The 18716-nt window shown below is 50.4% G+C and carries 12 protein-coding genes; 2 read left to right on the top strand and 10 right to left on the bottom strand.

Going from position 1 to position 18716, the window contains the following annotated elements:
- Positions 1-193 precede the first annotated feature (193 nt).
- Positions 194-1402, top strand: a complete 1209-nt coding sequence (locus MUG09_RS13240) for an MFS transporter (protein WP_244771909.1) — start codon at positions 194-196, stop codon at positions 1400-1402.
- A 27-nt stretch (positions 1403-1429) separates the two neighbouring features.
- On the opposite strand, the gene MUG09_RS13235 is transcribed toward MUG09_RS13240, so the two are convergent.
- From MUG09_RS13235 to MUG09_RS13210, 6 genes are all read right to left on the bottom strand, one after another.
- Entirely contained in the window at positions 1430-1780 is a 351-nt protein-coding gene (locus MUG09_RS13235) for a DUF2200 domain-containing protein (protein ID WP_244771908.1), read from the bottom strand.
- A 152-nt stretch (positions 1781-1932) separates the two neighbouring features.
- Complete coding sequence (locus MUG09_RS13230) at positions 1933-4944, bottom strand: DEAD/DEAH box helicase (protein ID WP_244771907.1); 3012 nt, start codon at positions 4942-4944, stop codon at positions 1933-1935.
- A 99-nt stretch (positions 4945-5043) separates the two neighbouring features.
- A complete protein-coding gene (locus MUG09_RS13225; RefSeq protein ID WP_244771906.1) occupies positions 5044-6144 on the bottom strand; it encodes a LacI family DNA-binding transcriptional regulator in 1101 nt (366 codons plus the stop codon).
- A 60-nt stretch (positions 6145-6204) separates the two neighbouring features.
- Positions 6205-7299, bottom strand: a complete 1095-nt coding sequence (locus MUG09_RS13220; protein WP_244771905.1) for an ABC transporter substrate-binding protein — start codon at positions 7297-7299, stop codon at positions 6205-6207.
- A 53-nt stretch (positions 7300-7352) separates the two neighbouring features.
- The gene (locus tag MUG09_RS13215; RefSeq protein ID WP_244771904.1) at positions 7353-8531 is read right to left on the bottom strand and encodes an ABC transporter permease; all 1179 of its coding nucleotides are present in this window, start codon (positions 8529-8531) and stop codon (positions 7353-7355) included.
- Positions 8532-8543: 12 nt separating this feature from the next.
- On the bottom strand, positions 8544-10040 hold the full coding sequence (locus MUG09_RS13210) for a sugar ABC transporter ATP-binding protein (protein WP_244771903.1): 1497 nt from the start codon (positions 10038-10040) through the stop codon (positions 8544-8546).
- A gap of 307 nt (positions 10041-10347) precedes the next feature.
- Here MUG09_RS13210 and MUG09_RS13205 point away from each other — a divergent pair, with 307 nt between their 5' ends.
- Positions 10348-11391: a hypothetical protein gene (locus MUG09_RS13205; protein WP_244771902.1), complete on the top strand. Its 1044-nt coding sequence runs from the start codon at positions 10348-10350 to the stop codon at positions 11389-11391.
- 96 nt (positions 11392-11487) lie between these two features.
- Here MUG09_RS13205 and MUG09_RS13200 read toward each other — a convergent pair whose 3' ends face one another.
- The 4 genes from MUG09_RS13200 to MUG09_RS13185 form a co-directional block, all read right to left on the bottom strand.
- Positions 11488-15543, bottom strand: a complete 4056-nt coding sequence (locus MUG09_RS13200) for a YDG domain-containing protein (protein ID WP_244771901.1) — start codon at positions 15541-15543, stop codon at positions 11488-11490.
- 9 nt (positions 15544-15552) lie between these two features.
- The gene (locus tag MUG09_RS13195) at positions 15553-16383 is read right to left on the bottom strand and encodes a hypothetical protein (protein ID WP_244771900.1); all 831 of its coding nucleotides are present in this window, start codon (positions 16381-16383) and stop codon (positions 15553-15555) included.
- A 160-nt stretch (positions 16384-16543) separates the two neighbouring features.
- Positions 16544-17833 carry a GHKL domain-containing protein gene (locus MUG09_RS13190; protein WP_244771899.1) on the bottom strand — a complete coding sequence of 430 codons (1290 nt, stop codon included), beginning with the start codon at positions 17831-17833 and terminating at the stop codon, positions 16544-16546.
- Positions 17830-18564 (bottom strand): LytR/AlgR family response regulator transcription factor, encoded by a 735-nt coding sequence (locus tag MUG09_RS13185; protein WP_244771898.1) that lies wholly within the window; start codon positions 18562-18564, stop codon positions 17830-17832. Before MUG09_RS13185 ends, MUG09_RS13190 begins: the two co-directional genes overlap by 4 nt.
- Positions 18565-18716: the final 152 nt, after the last annotated feature.

The following is an 18716-nucleotide window of genomic DNA, read 5'->3' as shown; positions in this document are numbered from 1 at the left end:
CAAGCTCGGGTTGTTGACACCAGTATCTTGCTTTGGTAGCTTATGGGAATCTTATGAATACAAAGGAATTTCTTCTATGAAGGGAATCGTTCGACCTTGGTAACGCTCCAACACAAGTAGCAATTTGCTCAGCCTCAACAAGGCCGAGCTGTTCGTGTTTACCACAGTCCGAACTTTATAGGAGATATTCGCTATGCAAGCACTTCGTTGGAAGTCGCAATTTTTTACTATTTGGACAGGCCAGGCTGTCTCACTTATAACCAGTGCCATTCTTCAGATGGCAATCATTCTTTATCTTACTGAAACCACAGGGTCGGCTTTGATTTTGTCGCTTGCCTCCTTGGTCGGTTTCCTGCCCTATGCTGTGTTGGGTCCTTTCATCGGTGTGCTCGTCGACCGATATAATCGCAAGCACATCATGATTCTCTCAGACTTGGTTATTGCTCTTGCTGCCGCTATTCTCGCCTTGGCGGCACTCTCAGGGGAACTGCCGGTATGGCTGGTAATGGTCATCCTCTTTGTACGTAGTGTCGGTACGGCATTTCATACACCATCGCTTTCTGCTGTTACTCCGCTTCTGGTGCCTCAGGACATGCTTGCCAAATGCGCCGGCTACAGCCAGGCAATCCAATCGGTCAGCCTGTTGCTCAGCCCGGCATTGGCGGCATTCCTGTATATGGCTTGGAATCTGACTGCAGTAATCGCCTTGGATGTCGCAGGTGCCGTAATCGCAAGCCTTACTGTGGCTTGGGTGAAAATTCCTGGCCTGACGAAGCCGCAACAGACAGAACCGCTTCATTTCTTCAAGGAGATGAAGGAGGGTTTCCTAGCCCTTAGAAGCAACAAAGGGCTTTTTGCCCTGCTTTGGATCGGCTTCCTATTCACCTTCATATACATGCCCATCAACGCACTTTTCCCGCTGATGAGCATGGAGCACTTCGAAGGAACTGCATTCCATGTATCTGTTGTTGAGATTGCCTTTGCTTTAGGAATGCTTGCAGGAGGCTTGGCATTGGGGGCTTTGGGAGCGTTGAAGAATCGCTACCTTATGATTGCAGCCTCCATCGCTCTCATAGGGCTTGGTTTGGCTGTCTCGGGGCTGCTTCCTCCCTCTGGTTTCCTCCTCTTTGCTGCAAGTTGTCTGGTCATGGGATTTGCGGCACCGTTCTATGCAGGAGTGCAAACAGCTTTGGTACAGGAGAAAATCCAACCGCAGTACCTGGGACGAGTCTTCTCCTTGCTAGGGAGTGTACAGGGTCTTGCCATGCCTCTTGGGCTCATCCTGTCCGGTATGTTTGCCGATGGAATCGGGGTGAGCCGCTGGTTTCTGGTGTCGGGGATGCTGTTGTTGAGTGTGGCTATGCTTGCCTTTATGCTGCCAGCAATGAGGAAGTTGGAGTAGTAATGGTTTTAGGTGCGCGAGAAGGTCTTACACTCGTAAGATCTTCTCCATCGCCTTCCCCTTGGCAAGCTCATCGATGAGCTTGTCCAGGTAGCGGATTTCTTTCATGATCGGATCTTCTATCTGATCGAGGCGTACCCCGCAGACCGAACCGGTGATTTTGCTTCTTGCAGGGTTGGGGGACGGACTCTCCTTGATGAAGGTCTCGAAGGTTGTCTGGTTTGACAGCAACTCATCCAACTGTTCCTGTGAGTAGCCGGTCAACCAGCAGATGATGGTGTCCACTTCCTCTTTTGTCCGACCCTTTTTCTCCGCTTTTTGGAGATACAATGGATAGACAGCTGAAACGCTCATTGCATAGACTCGATGTGTTGCCATGTCAGACTCCTCGTGACTCCTATCCTAAAAGCAAAGCATCGCGGTGTCTAGAAAGTACGTTGACGTATGTGTAGAGAACCGCAGTTCTTCAGGAGTATGCGTTTGCTTATACCAAAAGCCTATAGGAGAAACATCGTTGGATGATGTTGGTACTATTGCTGTGCTTGCTCTAGTAAATAGGTATAGAGATCATTCTCACAGGGCTGTTGAAGCTTGAACAGGAAATTGACGATGGGCAGGTCCTTTCCTGCTTCATCCTTGATGGTGGTCTGCCTTTCTCTGCCTTTGATATATTCGGCTTGCCCGATATAATAGAAATCAGCGCCTTCATCATCGTGTTTCTTGATGAACAGAGGGATGGACAAGCCTGACTCATGCTGACTTAGTATTTTCCTCACCTCACCCGAATCCAGCGTTCTTTTGCTGCGGGTCATCCAAGAAAAGAGCTCCGGACTGAGGAACTTATCATCATAGTCGGTACTGGCACTAATCTCTTCTCCCTTATGATAGGTAACAAAGATTGGACAGGTATTGTACTTGATCTTGTACCCATACATTGTCGAGTCTTCATTGTCTTCCCAATTGAGAAGTCGGCAGACATCCTTACGAGAGTATTTCTCATACAGTACAAGCGAATTCGGTTGACGAAGCTGATTGTCATAGTGGGTTCTGTAGTTGTACAACCCCAATGCAATCACATCATCGAAAGCATTACGGTAGCTCTCTGATGCAAGCAAGGCAAGAAATTGCGGGCTTGCCGATATGCCGTCATCCTGCATTCGGACATACACCAAGTTGTCATAGCTATCACGTGCAGCTTGCTTCACAAACCCATTATTAAGCAATCTGATCGTCGATTGAAAAGCTTGTTGCTCAAAGATGAAGTGGTAGTCCTGTTCCAAGATGGATTGAAGCAGGGTAATTGAGATGCTGCCATGCTTGGCAAGCAGCTTGAGGACCAGCAGTTCATGCGGTCTTTTCCCGTTGGCGAGTTCTTGGGAAAGAAATCGGAGCGAGCAGAGCTCGGTTTTTGTGAGGGTTTCTCTTGGAATTTCCCCGAAACCCATAAGCAACGCAGGATAACTATCATACTTTTTGAAGAAGAGCAGGGGATCATACTCCTTGGCAATGGCAAAATCCATAAGAGAGGGTACTTGTCCCAGTTTTGCCTTGAGCTTCAGATACTGCTCCTTGAACAGAGCTTTTGTATCGAGACGGGCATCATCAATAGCCCTAAAGATGCGTTGACGTGCAATACGGTCAAAACTTACTGTAGATTCCCCGCTGAGAACCAAGTTGCCTGCAACCATCATCTTGCGCATTCTGTCCTTGTTGAAGGAAGTGTCCCCGTAAAGGGCGATGGGAATGAGGTAGTTGTTGTCATAGTTGCCGACAAAATCGATAACAGTAACAAACGGCTTGCCTTTTGCCTTTCTCAGCCCACGTCCCAATTGCTGCACGAAGATAATTGCTGACTGGGTGGGCCTTGCCATTATGATCTGGTTGAGATTGGGGATGTCGATTCCTTCATTGAAAATGTCAACACTCACCAAGTACTCAAGCATATCCGGCCTTTGATCGGATTGTAGTCTTTGAATGGCATCCTCCCGCACAGTCTCTGAGTCTTCCCCTGTTACGGCTAGTGTTTTCAAACCAAGCGTATTCAGCCTTTCTGAAAGCTCTTTCGCCTCAACGACCGTCCGGCAGAAAATAAGTCCGCGCTTGCGCTTCTCGTGCATGCTGTATGTGTCGATTGCCTCTTTGATGTGCCTTGAACGTGCTATGCTCGTCAAGAAACGCGTATCACTTGAGTCATCGACGGATAGCCCATCAATCGTAAGGTCACTGATACCGTAATAATGAAACTGACAGAGCAGTTTAGCCTCCATGGCTGCCTGCAGCCTGATATTGTACGCAATATTGTAGTCGAAGAGCCGGTAAATATCCTGACCGTCGGTACGTTCCGGGGTAGCGGTCATCCCGAGTGTAAACTTGCTATTGAAGTAGTCGAGAACCTTCTTGTATGACTCAGCACCAGCACGATGCACTTCATCAACAATGATGTAGTCAAAATGGTCGCGTGCAAATTGGGAAAGGACATCCTCTCGTGCCAAGGTGGAAATGCTTGCAAAGATGAAGTTGCATTCAGTCTCCCTCCTTCCGCCCCCGACCACACCAAAGCTGATATGTTCATTTCTGCCGAACACATGTTGGAATGTTGCCATGGATTTGAGCAGGATGGTCTGGCGGTGAACAATGTAGAGGAGTCTTTTGGGATTGCAGGCCTTTGCATCGAAGGCTGCAAGGTGGGTCTTGCCAGTGCCGGTGGCCGAGATGATAAGGCCTTTCGTTTCGCCCCTATGACGCAGGGCGAAGAGCTCCTGCAATGCTTCGGCCTGCATTGTGTTCGGGATAAGCTCTCCCTCCTGTGTTACCTCCTCGTAGACAGGAAACCGAGGCTGAGGAACTGGTGGGAGCTCTGTCCACTGTGCTGTTGTTCTCGCAACCTCCCGCTCTTTCTCGTAGTGCATCAGATATGCCGGAGAAAGAATTATTGCGCTTTCCCACATGCGGTTGAAGTCGGCATACGTTTGATGTACCAGTTCGCCATTTTCAGTCGAGGTGAACTGTACATTCCACTCCTGGTTGGTGGACAGGGCCTGGGCCGTCAGGTTGGCACTGCCCACTATCAGGTTGATGGTCTTATGCGCATGGTGGAACAAGTATCCTTTGGTATGCAGATTCCCTTCGAGGATCCGTACTTCCAGATTGGGCAGGTCCAGCAAGGTTTCAAGCGCCTCAGGCTCATTGAAGTGAAGGTAGTTGGTAGTGAGCAGTCTCCCCCGAACTCCTCGTTGGGATGCTTCGAGCAAGGTTTGTAAAAGGGATGCAATCCCATCACGGGTGATGAAGGCGACGGCAATGTCGAACTGAGTGCAAGACGAGAGTTCGCCCTGGATGGTAAGGAGCACCTTTTGGTGTTTTTCACGGTTGTTGATGATCAAGCGGGGACGAAGAGAAGGGGTCGAGGGGTAGGCTTTGTCTATGAAGCCGGTATAGAGGCTTTTCTCAATATCCTGGAGACTTCTCCCATGCGGTTCCTCCAGCTGGAAAAGACCTTCGGAGTTGATGGTTTCGTGACTCTTTGTGCTTTGTTTCGACATACCCTTTCCTTGACAATGAAAATACACCAATTGTACAAGTTGATCCAGGTATGCATTCAGGAGACCAGCCAGAAATCTAACGTTCTCGCTTGGTAACAATTAAAAATATGAACAAAGATCTGCGGTATTGCCTTCGTCTGCTTGATTTTCCATCAAACCCTGCTCTCCCTGTTCAAAAGGAACACCCCCATTAGCCTTGATAACCTTTATCTCGGGCCTGAGCATGACATGCTTGGGGAAGTCCTCCCAGTCGCCGCCCAAGCGCTTGAGCAGCAAGGCTGCTACTTCCTCCCCGATCTGTTCGAACTGCTGGGAGACGGCATAATGACAGAGCTTGAGCAGGGGAGCGTAGCTGAGGTAGTCAAAGCTTGCAAATACCAACTTCTTGAGCTCTTGCTCCTGTACATTCTCGATTGCATGGATGGTAGCCCCGAGGTGCATGGAGTCGTTGGCAATGAAAAAGGCGTCGGGGTGGTCGGATTCACTGAGAGCTTTCTTCAGTTGCTCGCGGCCATTGAGCTGGGTCATCGCCCCTTGGTGAAGGACAAATCTATCTTCGACAGGCAGGTTGTGTTCGGCCATTGCTTCAAGATATCCGTGCAGCCGTTCGCCGGCGGTGTGAATATCCGGATCCCCACCGATGAAACCGATGCGGGAAAATCCTTCATTGTTGAGAGCCTGAATCATTTTATGCACGCCGAACCGGTTGTCGGTCTCTACAGAGTCGACCTTCAGGCCCTTGATGCGGCGGTCGACGAGGACCAATGGAATGTTGGACAGGGCTTTGGAGAGGAAGTGTTCTCCCTCCGAGCCCGAGGGCATGACTACCATCCCGTCGACGTTGCGTTCGATGAGAATCTGAAGCTTTCGTTTCTCTTCTTCAACCGAATCGTAGGATGAGGTGATGATCATCGAATAGCCTTTCGGCGCGAGACATCGCTCCAGTGCCTCGACGACCTCCATGAAGAAAATGTTGGAGAGCTCGGGGGCGATGATACCGATGGTTCGAGTCTGTCGGAACTTGAGTGAACGAGCCACCTCATTGCGGTTGTACCCGAGTTTCTCCACTGCCTCCAAGACGGCTTTGCGGGTCTGGTCCTTGACCACATCGCTTTCGTTGAGGGCTCGGGACACCGTGGCGATCGACACTCCTGCCAATCGCGCAACATCCTTGATCGTCACCGGAATATTGCTATCCACCGTTTGTCTCTCCATAGAAACCGGGGGTCTTCGTAGACCCCCGGTTGAAAGTACCATGCATCAATCGTAGATCAGACCCTTGATATCAGCGTTATCCATGTTCTGATAGTTGTAGAACTTGGCACCGGTATCGACATCGGCAACTGGCTCGCCCTTGTAGGCCTTGTAAGCCAACTCGACGGCTTTGTAACCAATTTGGTACGGATCCTGGGTGATGGAGCCGAGGAAGTACTGGTTGCGAACAGCATTCTTCTGGGCAGCTCCGGCATCATAACCGATGACTACAACGTTTCTAAATGCTGCATTGCTCTTCAGCGTTGCACCGTCATTGGTAGCGGCCAGGAGGCCCTTTACCGTTGCTTCATTGGAACAGAAGATGCCAACAATATTGTCGCTGGTGACCTTGTTCAACACTGCCTGGGCGGCATTGGTGGCATCGGTCATGGCAGAAGAAGCAGGAACAATCATCTCGATGATGACTTTCTTGCCGTTTCTGGGGCTGTCGGCGGCGATGTAAGCGGTGTTGCCGATGACTGCGATATCACTCTTGGAAAGAGCGGTCTTCTCATCGATCAACTTGACGATGGTGTCACGGAAACCCTTGCCGCGGCTGAGCAATGACTCACCGGACGCATCCTGGTTCATGACCACGATCTTCACCGGTTTGGCATCCGTTGCAGCTTCGATTCTGCTCTTGATCACCTCGAACATCTTTTCAGCTGCCATACCGGCTGCTGCATAGTTGTTCGTGGATGCATTCGCCCAAATCGATCCCGCCGGGGCCTCGGGTACACCAGAGTCAAATCCGATTACGGGAATCTTCTGGTTTTTTGCCTGCTGCAGTTGGTCAAGAACACTGCTGGTGTTCAAGGCTGCCAGTGCGATAGCGACAGGATTCTTTGCCATGGCATTATTCAGCATTTCCACCTGGATTTGCACATCACTTTCAGAAGGAGGACCTTCGAAGGTGATATCCACGCCATAGGCCGCAGCTGCGGCATTGGCACCAAGCTTTACCTGCTGCCAGAAATCGTGCTGCTCCCCCTTGGAGACAACGGCGATGTACGGCTTCTTGGCTTCCTGCACGCCTTGGGCGAATACAGTTGCTGAAGCGAGTACAACCAGAACCAATAGAACGACTAAGGTTCTCTTCATAATAACCCTCCTATTTTTCCTCCGGATTCATACGAGTCCGGATAATCTTCCGTTTATGATTTCTCAAAATCCTTCTCTTGTTTGCGCAACAGATTCCGTTGCACTTTTTCTTCATGTCTGAGTCTTCGATACTCTTTGTTCATCTCTGCTTTCAGAACAGCAGCTTCTTCTCCCTGTACTTGGCTGATCTTGAGCAGCATCTCCTGTCGGTAGCGATCACTTGCAGTGAGGATCCGCACTTCGGTAGCTTTCTTGGTACGATAGATATCCAGCAAGACTGCTCCAAGAACAACAATGCCGGTAAAGAATGTCTGATACTGTGCCTGGAGGTTCATTGAAGGCAGCCCCGCCCGCAGTACGCTCATGATGTACACGCCGATCATGGTGCCGAGCACCGAACCTGCACCGCCGCTGAGGCTTGTTCCTCCGATGACCGTTCCTGCGATGGCGTAGAGCTCGAAGCCCTGGCCTTGGGCCGGCATGACCGTGGTGTAGACAGCTGCGAAGGCGATACCGCCCACGCCTGCCAAAAAGCCGCTGATCACATAAGCCATCATTTCCCACTTGGCTACATCTACACCGGACAGGCGTGCCGCTTCCTTGTTCGAGCCAACGGCGAAGATGTAGCGGCCCATCTTCGTGCGGGTGAGGATGATGTAGGCGATGAAGGCGGTTCCGAAGAGGACCAATGCACCGGTGGGGTAGCTGGCATTATTGGGGGCGATGTACTTGAAGATGCCCTTGAACCAGCTGTCAGCGGCTCCACGTGCCGGGAAGGTGGCGCTTCGAACGTTGGAGACGATCGAGCCGGTCCCGAGGCTGATCATCATCGTTCCGAGGGTGGCGATGAACGGAGGGAGCTTCAAGCGGCTGACCAGGATGCCGTTGAACAAGCCGAAGCTGGTGGAAACCAGGAGGATGAGCAGCAGCGAGAGCCACATCGGCCAGCCCCATGTCTTATAGGCGGTTCCTCCGATGATGGTGGATGCCATCATGATGGTTCCGCAGGAGAGGTCGATGCCGCCGGTGATGATGACGAACGTTACCCCGATGGCGATGAAGCCGATGTAATAGGAGGAGTCGAGGATGTTGACCAGCGTGGTGTAGGAGAAGAAGTTTCTTCCGAACAGGGCGAAGAATGCATAGACGATGACGAGAGCCAAGGGTGCAAGCAGTTTCTGTAGATTCACCCCTCGTTTCTCCCTGAGTTTATTGGTATCTGTCAATTTCATAGATGGTCACTCCTATCCTCGTTGGGTAGCCAAGGCCATGATGCGTTCCTGGGTTGCCTCTTCAATATTGAGAATTCCGGTGAGCTTTCCTTCGCACATGACTGCGATGCGATCGCTCATCCGAAGAATTTCGTTCAGTTCACTGCTGATCATAATGATGGACTTGCCTTCCTTGACCAGGTCGTTCATCAGGTGGTAGATCTCGCTCTTCGCTCCGACATCGATGCCGCGCGTCGGCTCGTCGAAAATCAACACCGAGCAGTTCTTGATCAGCCACTTGGCGATGACCACCTTCTGCTGGTTGCCTCCCGAGAGGTTTCGTACAAACTGGTCGAGCGAAGGGGTTTTTACATTCAGCTTCTCCACATATTCAGCTGCAATGCCGTCCAGCTTGATCCTCGGTAAAAAGAGAGAAGGGCTTAGGTCCTCGTAGGAGGCCATCACAGCATTCTCCTTCACTGAGAGCTTTATGGCCAACCCAAAGCGCTTGCGGTCCTCCGAAAGGTATCCGATACCGTTGCGTACAGCATCCTGAGGGCTTTCGATGATGGATTTCTTTCCGTTGATGAAAATTCCTCCTGCTGCTTTATCTGCACCGAAGAGAGCTCGCATCGTTTCTGTGCGTCCTGCTCCCATAAGTCCTGCGAAGCCCAGGATTTCACCTTTTCTTAGTTCAAATGAGATGTTCTGCACAAGCTTTCCGGCATTCAAGTCCTGTACTTTCAGGACAACCGGAGCGTCGGGGGCGACATTGCTCTTTGTCTTGGGCTTTTCGTAAATCACCCGCCCGACCATCATGTTGATCATCTCATCCTTGCTCAGGTCCTTTGTTTCCTTGGTACCGACATACTCGCCGTCACGCAACACCGTGACCCTGTCGGTTATGATTCCAATCTCATCGAGGCGGTGGCTGATGTAGATCATGCCTACGCCTCTTTTAGCCAAGTCTTTCATAATGATGAACAGGTCGTTGATCTCCCTGTCGGTCAGGGCGGCGGTGGGTTCGTCGAGAATGAGGACCTTGAGGTTGTGTGAGACGGCTTTTGCAATCTCGACCATTTGCTGCTTGCCCACCGTAAGGTTGCTCACTCTCTCCTGTGGGTCGATGTGCATGTTCAACCGCCCAAAGAGCTCGGCGGCCTTTCTGTTTTGTTCCTTTTCATCCAAAAACCAGCCGTTATGCTTGGTCGCCTCACGCCCGATGAACAGATTCTGGGCAACAGTAAGGTGCTCCATCATATTGAGTTCTTGGTGTACGATTGCTATGCCTGCATCCAGCGCGTCTTTCGGCCCCTGGGGATTGAAGAGCTTCCCTTGGTAGTGGATTTCTCCTGAGTCTTTGGGGAATATTCCGGTCAGTGCTTTCATCAGAGTCGATTTTCCGGCTCCGTTTTCACCGACCAGCGCATGGATTTCGCCTTCGCACAGCTCGAAGTCAACACCCTTGAGTGCATGGACGCCGGCGAATCGCTTGTCAATGTTCTTCATTGACAGAATGACGTTTCTCATGGCCGCTTCTCCTTGCCTAATACCATGTTCACACGGCTTATAGCATCTGTCAAGGATTGGAGTGTAATCGTTTACAATTTTCAGACGGTTCCTATAAGCAACGAGTATGGAAGACAATTGGAGACTTTTCATGGCCGATATGAGAAGAGCCGGATGAAAGTACCGCATGTAAATATGTCTTTAGGAAATCATGGCTTCAACGAGCAACTACTGCGGCTTGGCGAACACACCGTATTGATTTTTTTTATGCTTGCTATCTGAATGTTGATGCGATACTTTGATGGGTGTATTTTCCGAAGAGGTGTGTATGAAGCGAGCGTTTCTTGTACTGTTTGCATGTATGCTGTTGCTCATAGGCTGTGACTGGAATCCAGGCTCAGCTGCTTTGACGTCTACCGTCGCATGGCGATCGAGCGATAGTCCAAAACTCACAACTGCTCGTAACTTACAGGAGCCGGATTCCTTGGTAACGCCCTATTACCAAGATTACGGAAGCCTTGTTGCAACCGTCACCCCTTCCAAATTCAAGATTCCCTTGCAAGCTGTCGAGTTGAGCAATGAGAGGAAATTTGTCAATCCGATTCCTTTTCATCAGTTCGACGAAGGAAATCAGAAGTGGATTGTTCAGTATGGGGATTTCACTGAGAACAACATTGCAAGCCCTGGACTCATTCCCGTTGATACCTATACCGATTTTCTGTTCTTCTTCTTCGATAGTGCCGGAAGTATGCAAATGTCATCAACTCCAGGGATCAACGCCCTCTATTCCAATGAAATTGTCATGGATCTGCCGGATACGTATGCCGGCCTGTTTCCGATAACAGACCAGATAAAGCGTGTACACAGAAGAACCAATACAGAAGGTGAGCCGGTCTATGAGTCGTATGATTTAGTCATTGATGGCTCTACGGTATATGAAACCAAGGTAGTTGATGCCCAACGGGCTATCTATCAGGTTGAATTGTCGGATTTGCTTCCAGGTCCGATAACAAATGGAGTGATACAGGGGAAGAAACTCACAGTATTCTGGTTCAATGGTGATGAGACTGTTACGTATGATGTGCCCCAAGGGCAAACATGGCATGAGTTGTTTGATTATAAAACCACTCCAGGTATGGGGACCAAAGGAAATACTGTCTTTACCCGCCTTCCCTGGGAAGGGGTGGAGATTCATAAGAAAGCAGCCCGAGTTGCATTTGAAATATACTGGGACCTGCAAGACATTATAGAAATCTACGATAACAATACGCCAAATATCTTGACGGATGATATTGCTGTCCTTGCAGATACGTTCTGGGAGCGGATAGAGATTTCCGTACGCCAATATGATAAGAATGGGGTGAAACTCTAGTAACCGCATAGGGCACACGCAGGGAATTGCATAGGCAATTCCCTGTGAAGAGTGCAATGCTTCCTGCCAAGCAATTGCCCGGCAGGGAGTACTCGATTAGAAGTAGCGGACCGGGCGGACATGTTCATCCGCTGTATAGCTGGAATTCCTGGGAGACTTGTAGTTGACCCATCCTGTCCCAGAGGTGGTAGAAAACGGTAACACATGTGCACACTTCGTTGGTCCATAATCATGTGGATCTGGTTCCTGTGTTGATTCAGAGGAGGTCCAATAGACAGATGAATCTTGGAAATTTCCGATGATAGCTTTGTTAGTTCGTATTTTAAATAACTCTTCGAAGGAAGGCAAGAACCAGTCGTGATATGTACCATCGGTATAATCCCTTGCTGCTTGAGCTGCATAGGGTGTCGGTTCATTCCCAAGGCTATTAAAATAATCAATGATTCTAGTTGTATTTGCAGCTCCGGTTCCCAAAGCCGTGGATGTGCCTCCTACTTCCAAATCCCTGGATGACCAAACCATTGAACTTGGTGTTGTATCCGTCTTTGCAGCAATCAAGCCATGCAGTTCATTTGCTACGTACCCTGGATCAGAGCTTTGGTAGATGTACCCTACCACACCTCCTGCGTAGTAGTCTCCGATTGCCAGTGCCTGCTCAGTGATGGGAATCTCCCTAACGGCTCCTGCATCGGTAGTTGCAGTCTCCTTGTATCGCACCTGGACCTTTGCTGATGTAGTAACACTTGAAGACATCAAAATCATCGCTCTGCCGCGACTGTCGATTTCTAAATCAGCATAATCATCATACTGTATGCCATTCAAGCTGACCCGGGCTTCCAGACCTGAAAGATTTGGCGTAAAACCGGTGAGGTTGATAATCGTCTGTGTAGCAGGGGAGGACGGATAGTATGCACTGAAGGCGCCATCAATTGAGGGACCGTCAATTCTTGACACTGTGTTGGTCGGCCTACTCGTATGGCTGCCCTCATAGTTTATCCCATCTGCGATTGCCGTGACTGTAATGATCGATCCTACGTCGGCAGCAGTCAATGTATAGGTCTTAGCTGTTGCTCCGCTGATAGCTGTACCGCCACGATTCCATTGATACGTGGGAGTCCCCAATAGGGTAGCATTTCCTATTGCAGTTAAGACATCGCCGTATTTGGGGCTAGTCCCGCCAAAGATTGCAAGATCGTTGGATATTGCCGCCTTGTTGATCGTCAGCGTACCCGTACTGGTATTGAAGCTGTAATTGGTTGCGCTGCCTCCTGAAATGGTTATCGTGGAATTAGTACCTGCACTGGTGGTTGTAGTCGCCGTAGATGATGCAATCGGGGCGTTATACCCGCTGGCCGTTGAGGCGCTTTCTCCATTCACAAAACCCGAAACGGATACTGTGAATGTTGGATTGGTTGTTCCATAGGATTTGGTGTAGTCTCCTACCGTAGCTGTTAAAACCGCCTTGTTGATGATACCGGTAGTACCCGTAGTATCGTTGACTGTATAGTTGGTAGCGTCGGTTCCACTGAGGGTATACCTGATGGTAAACGCCTTGCTGGTCCCGGCATCAGCGCTTGCATATGCGCCTGCAGCAGTGCTTAATGTCACATCTTCGCCTTGAATCACACCCTGCAATGTCCCATTGGATGTAATTGGCAAGTTCGTAGTACCATCATACACCTTGCTCAGCGTGGGGGTTGTCCCAGTCACCCTCAGCTGCTTTCTGGTGATTTCACCGGTTGCAGTGGCAATTGAATCAGCAGGCTTGAGGTAATTCCCACTGTCATCACCTGCAAGGGTGTAGGTGACGGTTATCGGCTTGTTTGTTCCTGCTGTGGGAGAGTTATACGTTGCATTTGCACTGACTTGCACATCATCGGTCGAAACCATGCCCGAACATGCCACATTGTTGATGGTCGAGGAGGCTGATCCGTCATATTCCTTGGTGGACACAAGATTGAAATCGGTGACGGTCAATTGCTTGGGCCTGATATCCCCGGTACCAGAAGCGTCCGAAGGAGCTGTATAGTTGAGCGCATCAGCGCCGCTGATGGAATAGCTTACTGTCGCACTCTTACCGTTTCCTACTGTTTTGTTGTCATAGATTGCCGTTGCCTGCAGGCTTACAGAATCACCGGCAATGACTCCTGCAAGGCTGCCCGGATTGGTGACCTGGGCAGTCCGGCCCCCGTCGTAATCCCTGGCCTGCAGTACCGGCGTGCCTATTATGGAGAGTGCTTTCCTGGTGATGGCACCTGAGAAGCTGGTATTGTCCGCCGGCTTGAGGTAGTTGGCTTCATTGGCCCCACCGAGCGTGTAGACAACGGTGATCTGCTTGCCCGTCCCTGCATTCTTGTCCTGATATGAAGCCGAGGCCGAAACAGTAACATCCTCATTGCCCACCTTGCCTGCAAGGGTACCTGTCTGGGTAACCATTGCTTCAAGCAACCGGTCATACTCCTTGGATGCTGCAACCGTGGTTCCTGAAATGGTGAGTTGCTTCTGGGTGATGGTGCCTTGTGACGTCGAATCGGTCGGCTTGAGGTAGTTGTTTGCATCAGCGCCGCCCAGGGAATAAGTAATCGTAATGGTTTTGTTTCCAATCCCGGCGGAGCTGTACGTTGCTTCAGGAATTACTTGTACTGTTTCAGACAAGACCTTCCCGTCGAACGCCACAGAACTAATTGCGGCAGAGTTGTTGCCGTCGTACTGTTTCGTGGTGGTGAGGTTGTATCCGGTAACAACCAATTGCTTGGGCCTGATGCTTCCTCTACCAGAAGCGTCCGAAGGAGCTGTATAGTTGAGCGCATCATCGCCGCTGATGGTATAGCTTACTGTTGCAGACTTGTTGTCTGCTACTGATTTATCAGCATAGAGTGCCGTTGCCTGCAGGCTTACAGAATCACCGGCAAGGACTCCTGAGAGGCTGCCCGGATTGGTGACCTGGGCAGTCCTGCCCCCGTCGTAATCCCTGGTCTGCAGTACCGGCGTGCCTGTTATGGAAAGTGCTTTCCTGGTGATGGCACCTGAGAAGCTGGTATTGTCCGCCGGCTTGAGGTAGTTGGCTTCATTGGCCCCACCGAGCGTGTAGACAACGGTGATCTGCTTGCCCGTCCCTGCATTCTTGTCCTGATATGAAGCCGAGGCCGAAACAGTAACATCCTCATTGCCCACCTTGCCTGCAAGGGTACCTGTCTGGGTAACCATTGCTTCAAGCAACCGGTCATACTCCTTGGATGCTGTAACCGTGGTTCCTGAAATGGTGAGTTGCTTCTGGGTGATGGTGCCTTGTGACGTCGAATCGGTCGGCTTGAGGTAGTTGTTTGCATCAGCGCCGCCCAGGGAATAAGTAATCGTAATGGTTCTGCTGTTTCCTACTGAGGAAGCGTCATAGACAGCCTGTGCATGTACGGTCACCTCATCCCCGCTGAGTATGCCGCTCAGTGTTCCCGGTGTGATGCTTCCTTGTACGGTGTTGGTCCCGTCATACTCCTTGGTCGTCGTCAGGGTGGGACTGGTTATGGTCAACTGGATGGGTGTATATGCAGGGACGGAGATGGTGAGACACTCACTGGCCTGAAGACCATGTGCTGCAGCATACCTAATCTTGTATGAGCCAGGAGCGAGAAGCGTACTGCCTGCAGTACAGGCGGTAAAGGGATCATCGGCGGCGGCTGAAGCAAGGCGGTACTCCATCCTCGTCGTAGTCCCTGCAACAGAACCTTCCCGGTCATCGTAACGGGAGGGACCTGCAATCGTGAACGTACTGAGCACGGGAGTACTTTGTCCGAACTCAACCAACAACGAGGTCTCGACAACCTGCCCGGCCTTCAGATCGACTGTCTTGGTTCCTATTCCAATTTGATTGCCCTGGTCGTCGAACGCCTTGACGGTGAGATTCCACCTCCCTTGCTTCAACTCGGAGAGGGTGTGTCTTGGAGGAACAATATTGTTCAGGGTGAATCTGGAATTCGAGTCGACCAAATTGCCTTCCAGGATATAGGAAGCCACCTCGACCTCAGGGGTATCCAGGTCGATGGTCAGGCTGATATTCCCAAGCGTTGCCATCATGTCGCTGCAGCCGACGAAGCTTACCAGGGTGCAAAGAAGAACGAGGGATATGATTGTCAGTGTTGTATTGATTTTTTTCATGATTGTTTCCTAGAAGTTGAAGCGCATGCCAGCTTGGACGCCATACAGGGCCGCGATCCTTGATTTCTCGAAGAGCAGGACACCCAGCGGGGCAATGAAAAATTCATGTACATCGCAGAATGTGTAGTTGAAATTGAGTGCAAGGCGTACCTGCTGGTCGACAAAGACCTCAAGCGAATCGGTCCCATCCTGGTCAAGGTCGCCGTCGAGCAGGTGGACGACCAGGCCGTAGCCCACCTCCGGTGCAATCTCCACACGCTTGCCCAGGCTCACTCTGTAGCCAAACCCTGCCGAAATGTTGACCGCCTGCATCACGTCAACCCAATCCGACTTCGAAGGTCCGCGGCTGTAAGCTCCCTCCACGTATCCGTACAAGGGTTTCTGTTCGTCGACACTGAGATTGAGTTTTAAAGCTCCCCCGATTACCGAGGAATAGAGGGTTGAACTCGAACTTGTCGGGAACAATGCATACGGTTTGAGCTCCATCGAGTCGATGAACAACGGTTTCTTGATGGCCGGCAGCGTTACGTCCCAACTGTTTGTCAGCTCATCGTACCGATACTCATAACTGCGGCTCCAATCCCTGCCGGGTTCCTTTTGCTGAACAAAGAGAACCTCCTGTGCACTGTCGAATGCCTCAAGTGACAGGATGGGATGGTCGGCATCCACCTCTTTCCAAGGTCCTTTTGCTTTCGTTCCACTCTGGTACCTGATTGCCGCAACCTGCTCGGAGGCAGGTTTAATCATAATCCGCACAGGGGAAGAGGAAGCAAAAACCGAGAGTGTGGAGAGAAGAAGCAGAAGCGCAGTGCAAGTCGCTGTCCGAACGTTTAATACCATACTACAACCCCTCATCGAGATACGACTGTTGTATGCGTTTTACCTTATAAAAAAGACATAGTACTGAGTCGTTTGCTACTAGATTTGGAATGTAGCCTAGCAAAAACATCGAGGAAATAGGGGAATGTTACTTAGAATATGCGATTTTCTACTTACTATTTCAGACAAGCAGTTGCACACGGAACTGGCCATCCTGGATGCTGTAGAGCAGCTCAGCGTTGTACGCGGCGGCAAATGCAACAATGCTTTTCGTCCCTATCCCGTGCCCCTCCTCTTCTGTTGCAGGAAGGCCGTCTGCATTCAATATGGTATCATCGGTGCAGGGGTTGACTACTTGTATGATAAGCCGGTTTTTATGGACACAGGATAGTTGGATGACCCGATCCCTGCAGTCCTTGATACGCAATACTCCCTGGATGGCGTTCTCGAAAAGATTAGCAATCACCAAGGCCAACTCCAAGGAGTCGAAGGGAAGTTGTGCTGGCACTTTCAAGTTGATGGTTGTCTGTATGCCATGTTGCACTGCTTTTTCCGCATAGTAGCTGGTGACTGCATTCACGGCCTTGTTCTCACAGTAGACCCTCGAGGCTGGCTGTTTGGTGGCAAGTTGCAACTCCAGGCAACGCATCGCCTCCTCGGTCTCACCTTGCTGCAACAGTTGCAGCAGCATGCCGTAGACATGACGGCGGTCATGGGAGGCGAGGTTGTTTTGCTCAGCAACCTTATCCATGAGCTCAAGTTTCTGAGCCATTGTGGATGCAGCTTGGGAGAGCAGGGTCTTCTCGTACTGGATGCTTAAGTTTTCAGTTTCCAATGCATGCATTGCATTGAGACGCTTCAGTGAATAGAAAATGGTTCCATAGCTTGCTACGACAAGGACAACAAGGAGCAGGAGCGGTTGGCTGTAGCTCTGCAGGGTGGCAATAATGTCGGTTGTTGCGTAGAAGGGGTAGGCGAGCATCAAGGAAAGACAGATGACGAGGACTGAGAATATCGGCCAGTTGTCCTCGGCTGATCGATAGAGCGGCAGCAGGTATCGATGAAACAGGAAGATTACCAAAAGAAACAGGATCAGGCGAGAAAGTGAATGGATGTGAGGGATGAAGGGAAGAAGCATTCCGATCTGGAAGCTGAGGATGACGATCATCATCATGACGTTCATCGTCGTCAGGTAGCTGAACGCCCACTGCATGATGCTTGATTTGGACAAGGGCTTGAGAAGGAAGCCCAGCAGGATGATGGTAAGCAGATTCGAGTGCGATACCGCCGTAAGATCGGCATTGAAATACAAATACATGGTAGAGGTGATATCGGTGACAAACATGATGACTGCTGCAACGATGGTACCGTTTCTTCCATACTTTGACTTGGTCAAGGTAAACAGCAGCAGTGCGTTCATGACGGCGGTGACACTGCCTCGAAGCAGGTTGTTCAATAGGTCCGGTGTCATGAGCCTTCCTTGGTCAGCAGGTACTCGAGATACCGCTCACGCACCGTTCTATACAATTTGGCTACGATGGGTACTTCATATCCTCCGTGCAGGGTGAAGCGTGTCTTGGTGAAACCCTCGATGTAATCCATGTTCAAGACATACGATATATGGGTACGAATGAAGCGCTCATCCCGCAACAAGCCTTGGATATGGTCGGTAAACGAACCCTTGATGATCGATGTGACAATGACTCTTGCATCGGTGAGGGTGTACCGCACTGTATGGTTGGAGTATTCTGCAATCAGGATTTCAGCGAATCTGAGAACCCTGACACCCTCTGCTGTCTTGACGGTGCAGGAGGTATCAGAAGCCTTGTCGAGCCTCGAGAATGCCTGCAGCAACGTTCTACACAGCTGGCCCTTGTCGATCGGCTTGAGCAGGTAGTTGATCGGGCTCGACTCAAACGATTGCAAGGCGTAGCCCGGCTCGTAGGTTGCATAGAGAATGATTGCTTCCTGGTCTCGTTCCCTGATGGCCTTGCCTACCTCCAAGCCGTTGATCATAGGCATGACGATGTCCAGGATGTAGATGTGATACCGTTGTCTCTCGCAGCTGCTGAGCAGCTTGTCGGGATGGTCGAATTGATGGATGACAGCCCCTATTGCGTGTGATTGGATGCACTCGGTTGTATAAGAAGCAAGCAGCCCCAATTGAGTGGAATCATCATCACATATTGCAATATTCAGCATACCTTAATCCTTACAGCGCATACCATGGTTTCGACTGTTTTACTGTACTGTATAACCGGTTGCAAGTCTATTTAAAACGTGTGAGAAGTGTGTGAGAACAACCAGATTACCCGATGCAATCTCGGGTATCAAATAGAAGAATAGATAGGAAG

The sequence above is a fragment of the Sphaerochaeta associata genome (assembly GCF_022869165.1).
GTDB classification, from domain to species: domain Bacteria; phylum Spirochaetota; class Spirochaetia; order Sphaerochaetales; family Sphaerochaetaceae; genus Sphaerochaeta; species Sphaerochaeta associata.
This window is presented reverse-complemented; position numbering and strand designations above follow the sequence as displayed.

Excerpts from the sequence above, each read along its gene's own strand:
- MUG09_RS13235 (WP_244771908.1), bottom strand. The coding sequence starts at position 1,780 with ATGGCAACACATCGAGTCTATGCAATGAGCGTTTCAGCTGTCTATCCA.
- MUG09_RS13230 (WP_244771907.1), bottom strand. The coding sequence starts at position 4,944 with ATGTCGAAACAAAGCACAAAGAGTCACGAAACCATCAACTCCGAAGGT.
- MUG09_RS13210 (WP_244771903.1), bottom strand. The coding sequence starts at position 10,040 with ATGAGAAACGTCATTCTGTCAATGAAGAACATTGACAAGCGATTCGCC.
- MUG09_RS13200 (WP_244771901.1), bottom strand. The coding sequence starts at position 15,543 with ATGAAAAAAATCAATACAACACTGACAATCATATCCCTCGTTCTTCTT.
- MUG09_RS13190 (WP_244771899.1), bottom strand. The coding sequence starts at position 17,833 with ATGACACCGGACCTATTGAACAACCTGCTTCGAGGCAGTGTCACCGCC.
- MUG09_RS13240 (WP_244771909.1), top strand. The coding sequence starts at position 194 with ATGCAAGCACTTCGTTGGAAGTCGCAATTTTTTACTATTTGGACAGGC.
- MUG09_RS13220 (WP_244771905.1), bottom strand. The coding sequence starts at position 7,299 with ATGAAGAGAACCTTAGTCGTTCTATTGGTTCTGGTTGTACTCGCTTCA.
- MUG09_RS13185 (WP_244771898.1), bottom strand. The coding sequence starts at position 18,564 with ATGCTGAATATTGCAATATGTGATGATGATTCCACTCAATTGGGGCTG.
- MUG09_RS13215 (WP_244771904.1), bottom strand. The coding sequence starts at position 8,531 with ATGAAATTGACAGATACCAATAAACTCAGGGAGAAACGAGGGGTGAAT.
- MUG09_RS13205 (WP_244771902.1), top strand. The coding sequence starts at position 10,348 with ATGAAGCGAGCGTTTCTTGTACTGTTTGCATGTATGCTGTTGCTCATA.
- MUG09_RS13195 (WP_244771900.1), bottom strand. The coding sequence starts at position 16,383 with ATGGTATTAAACGTTCGGACAGCGACTTGCACTGCGCTTCTGCTTCTT.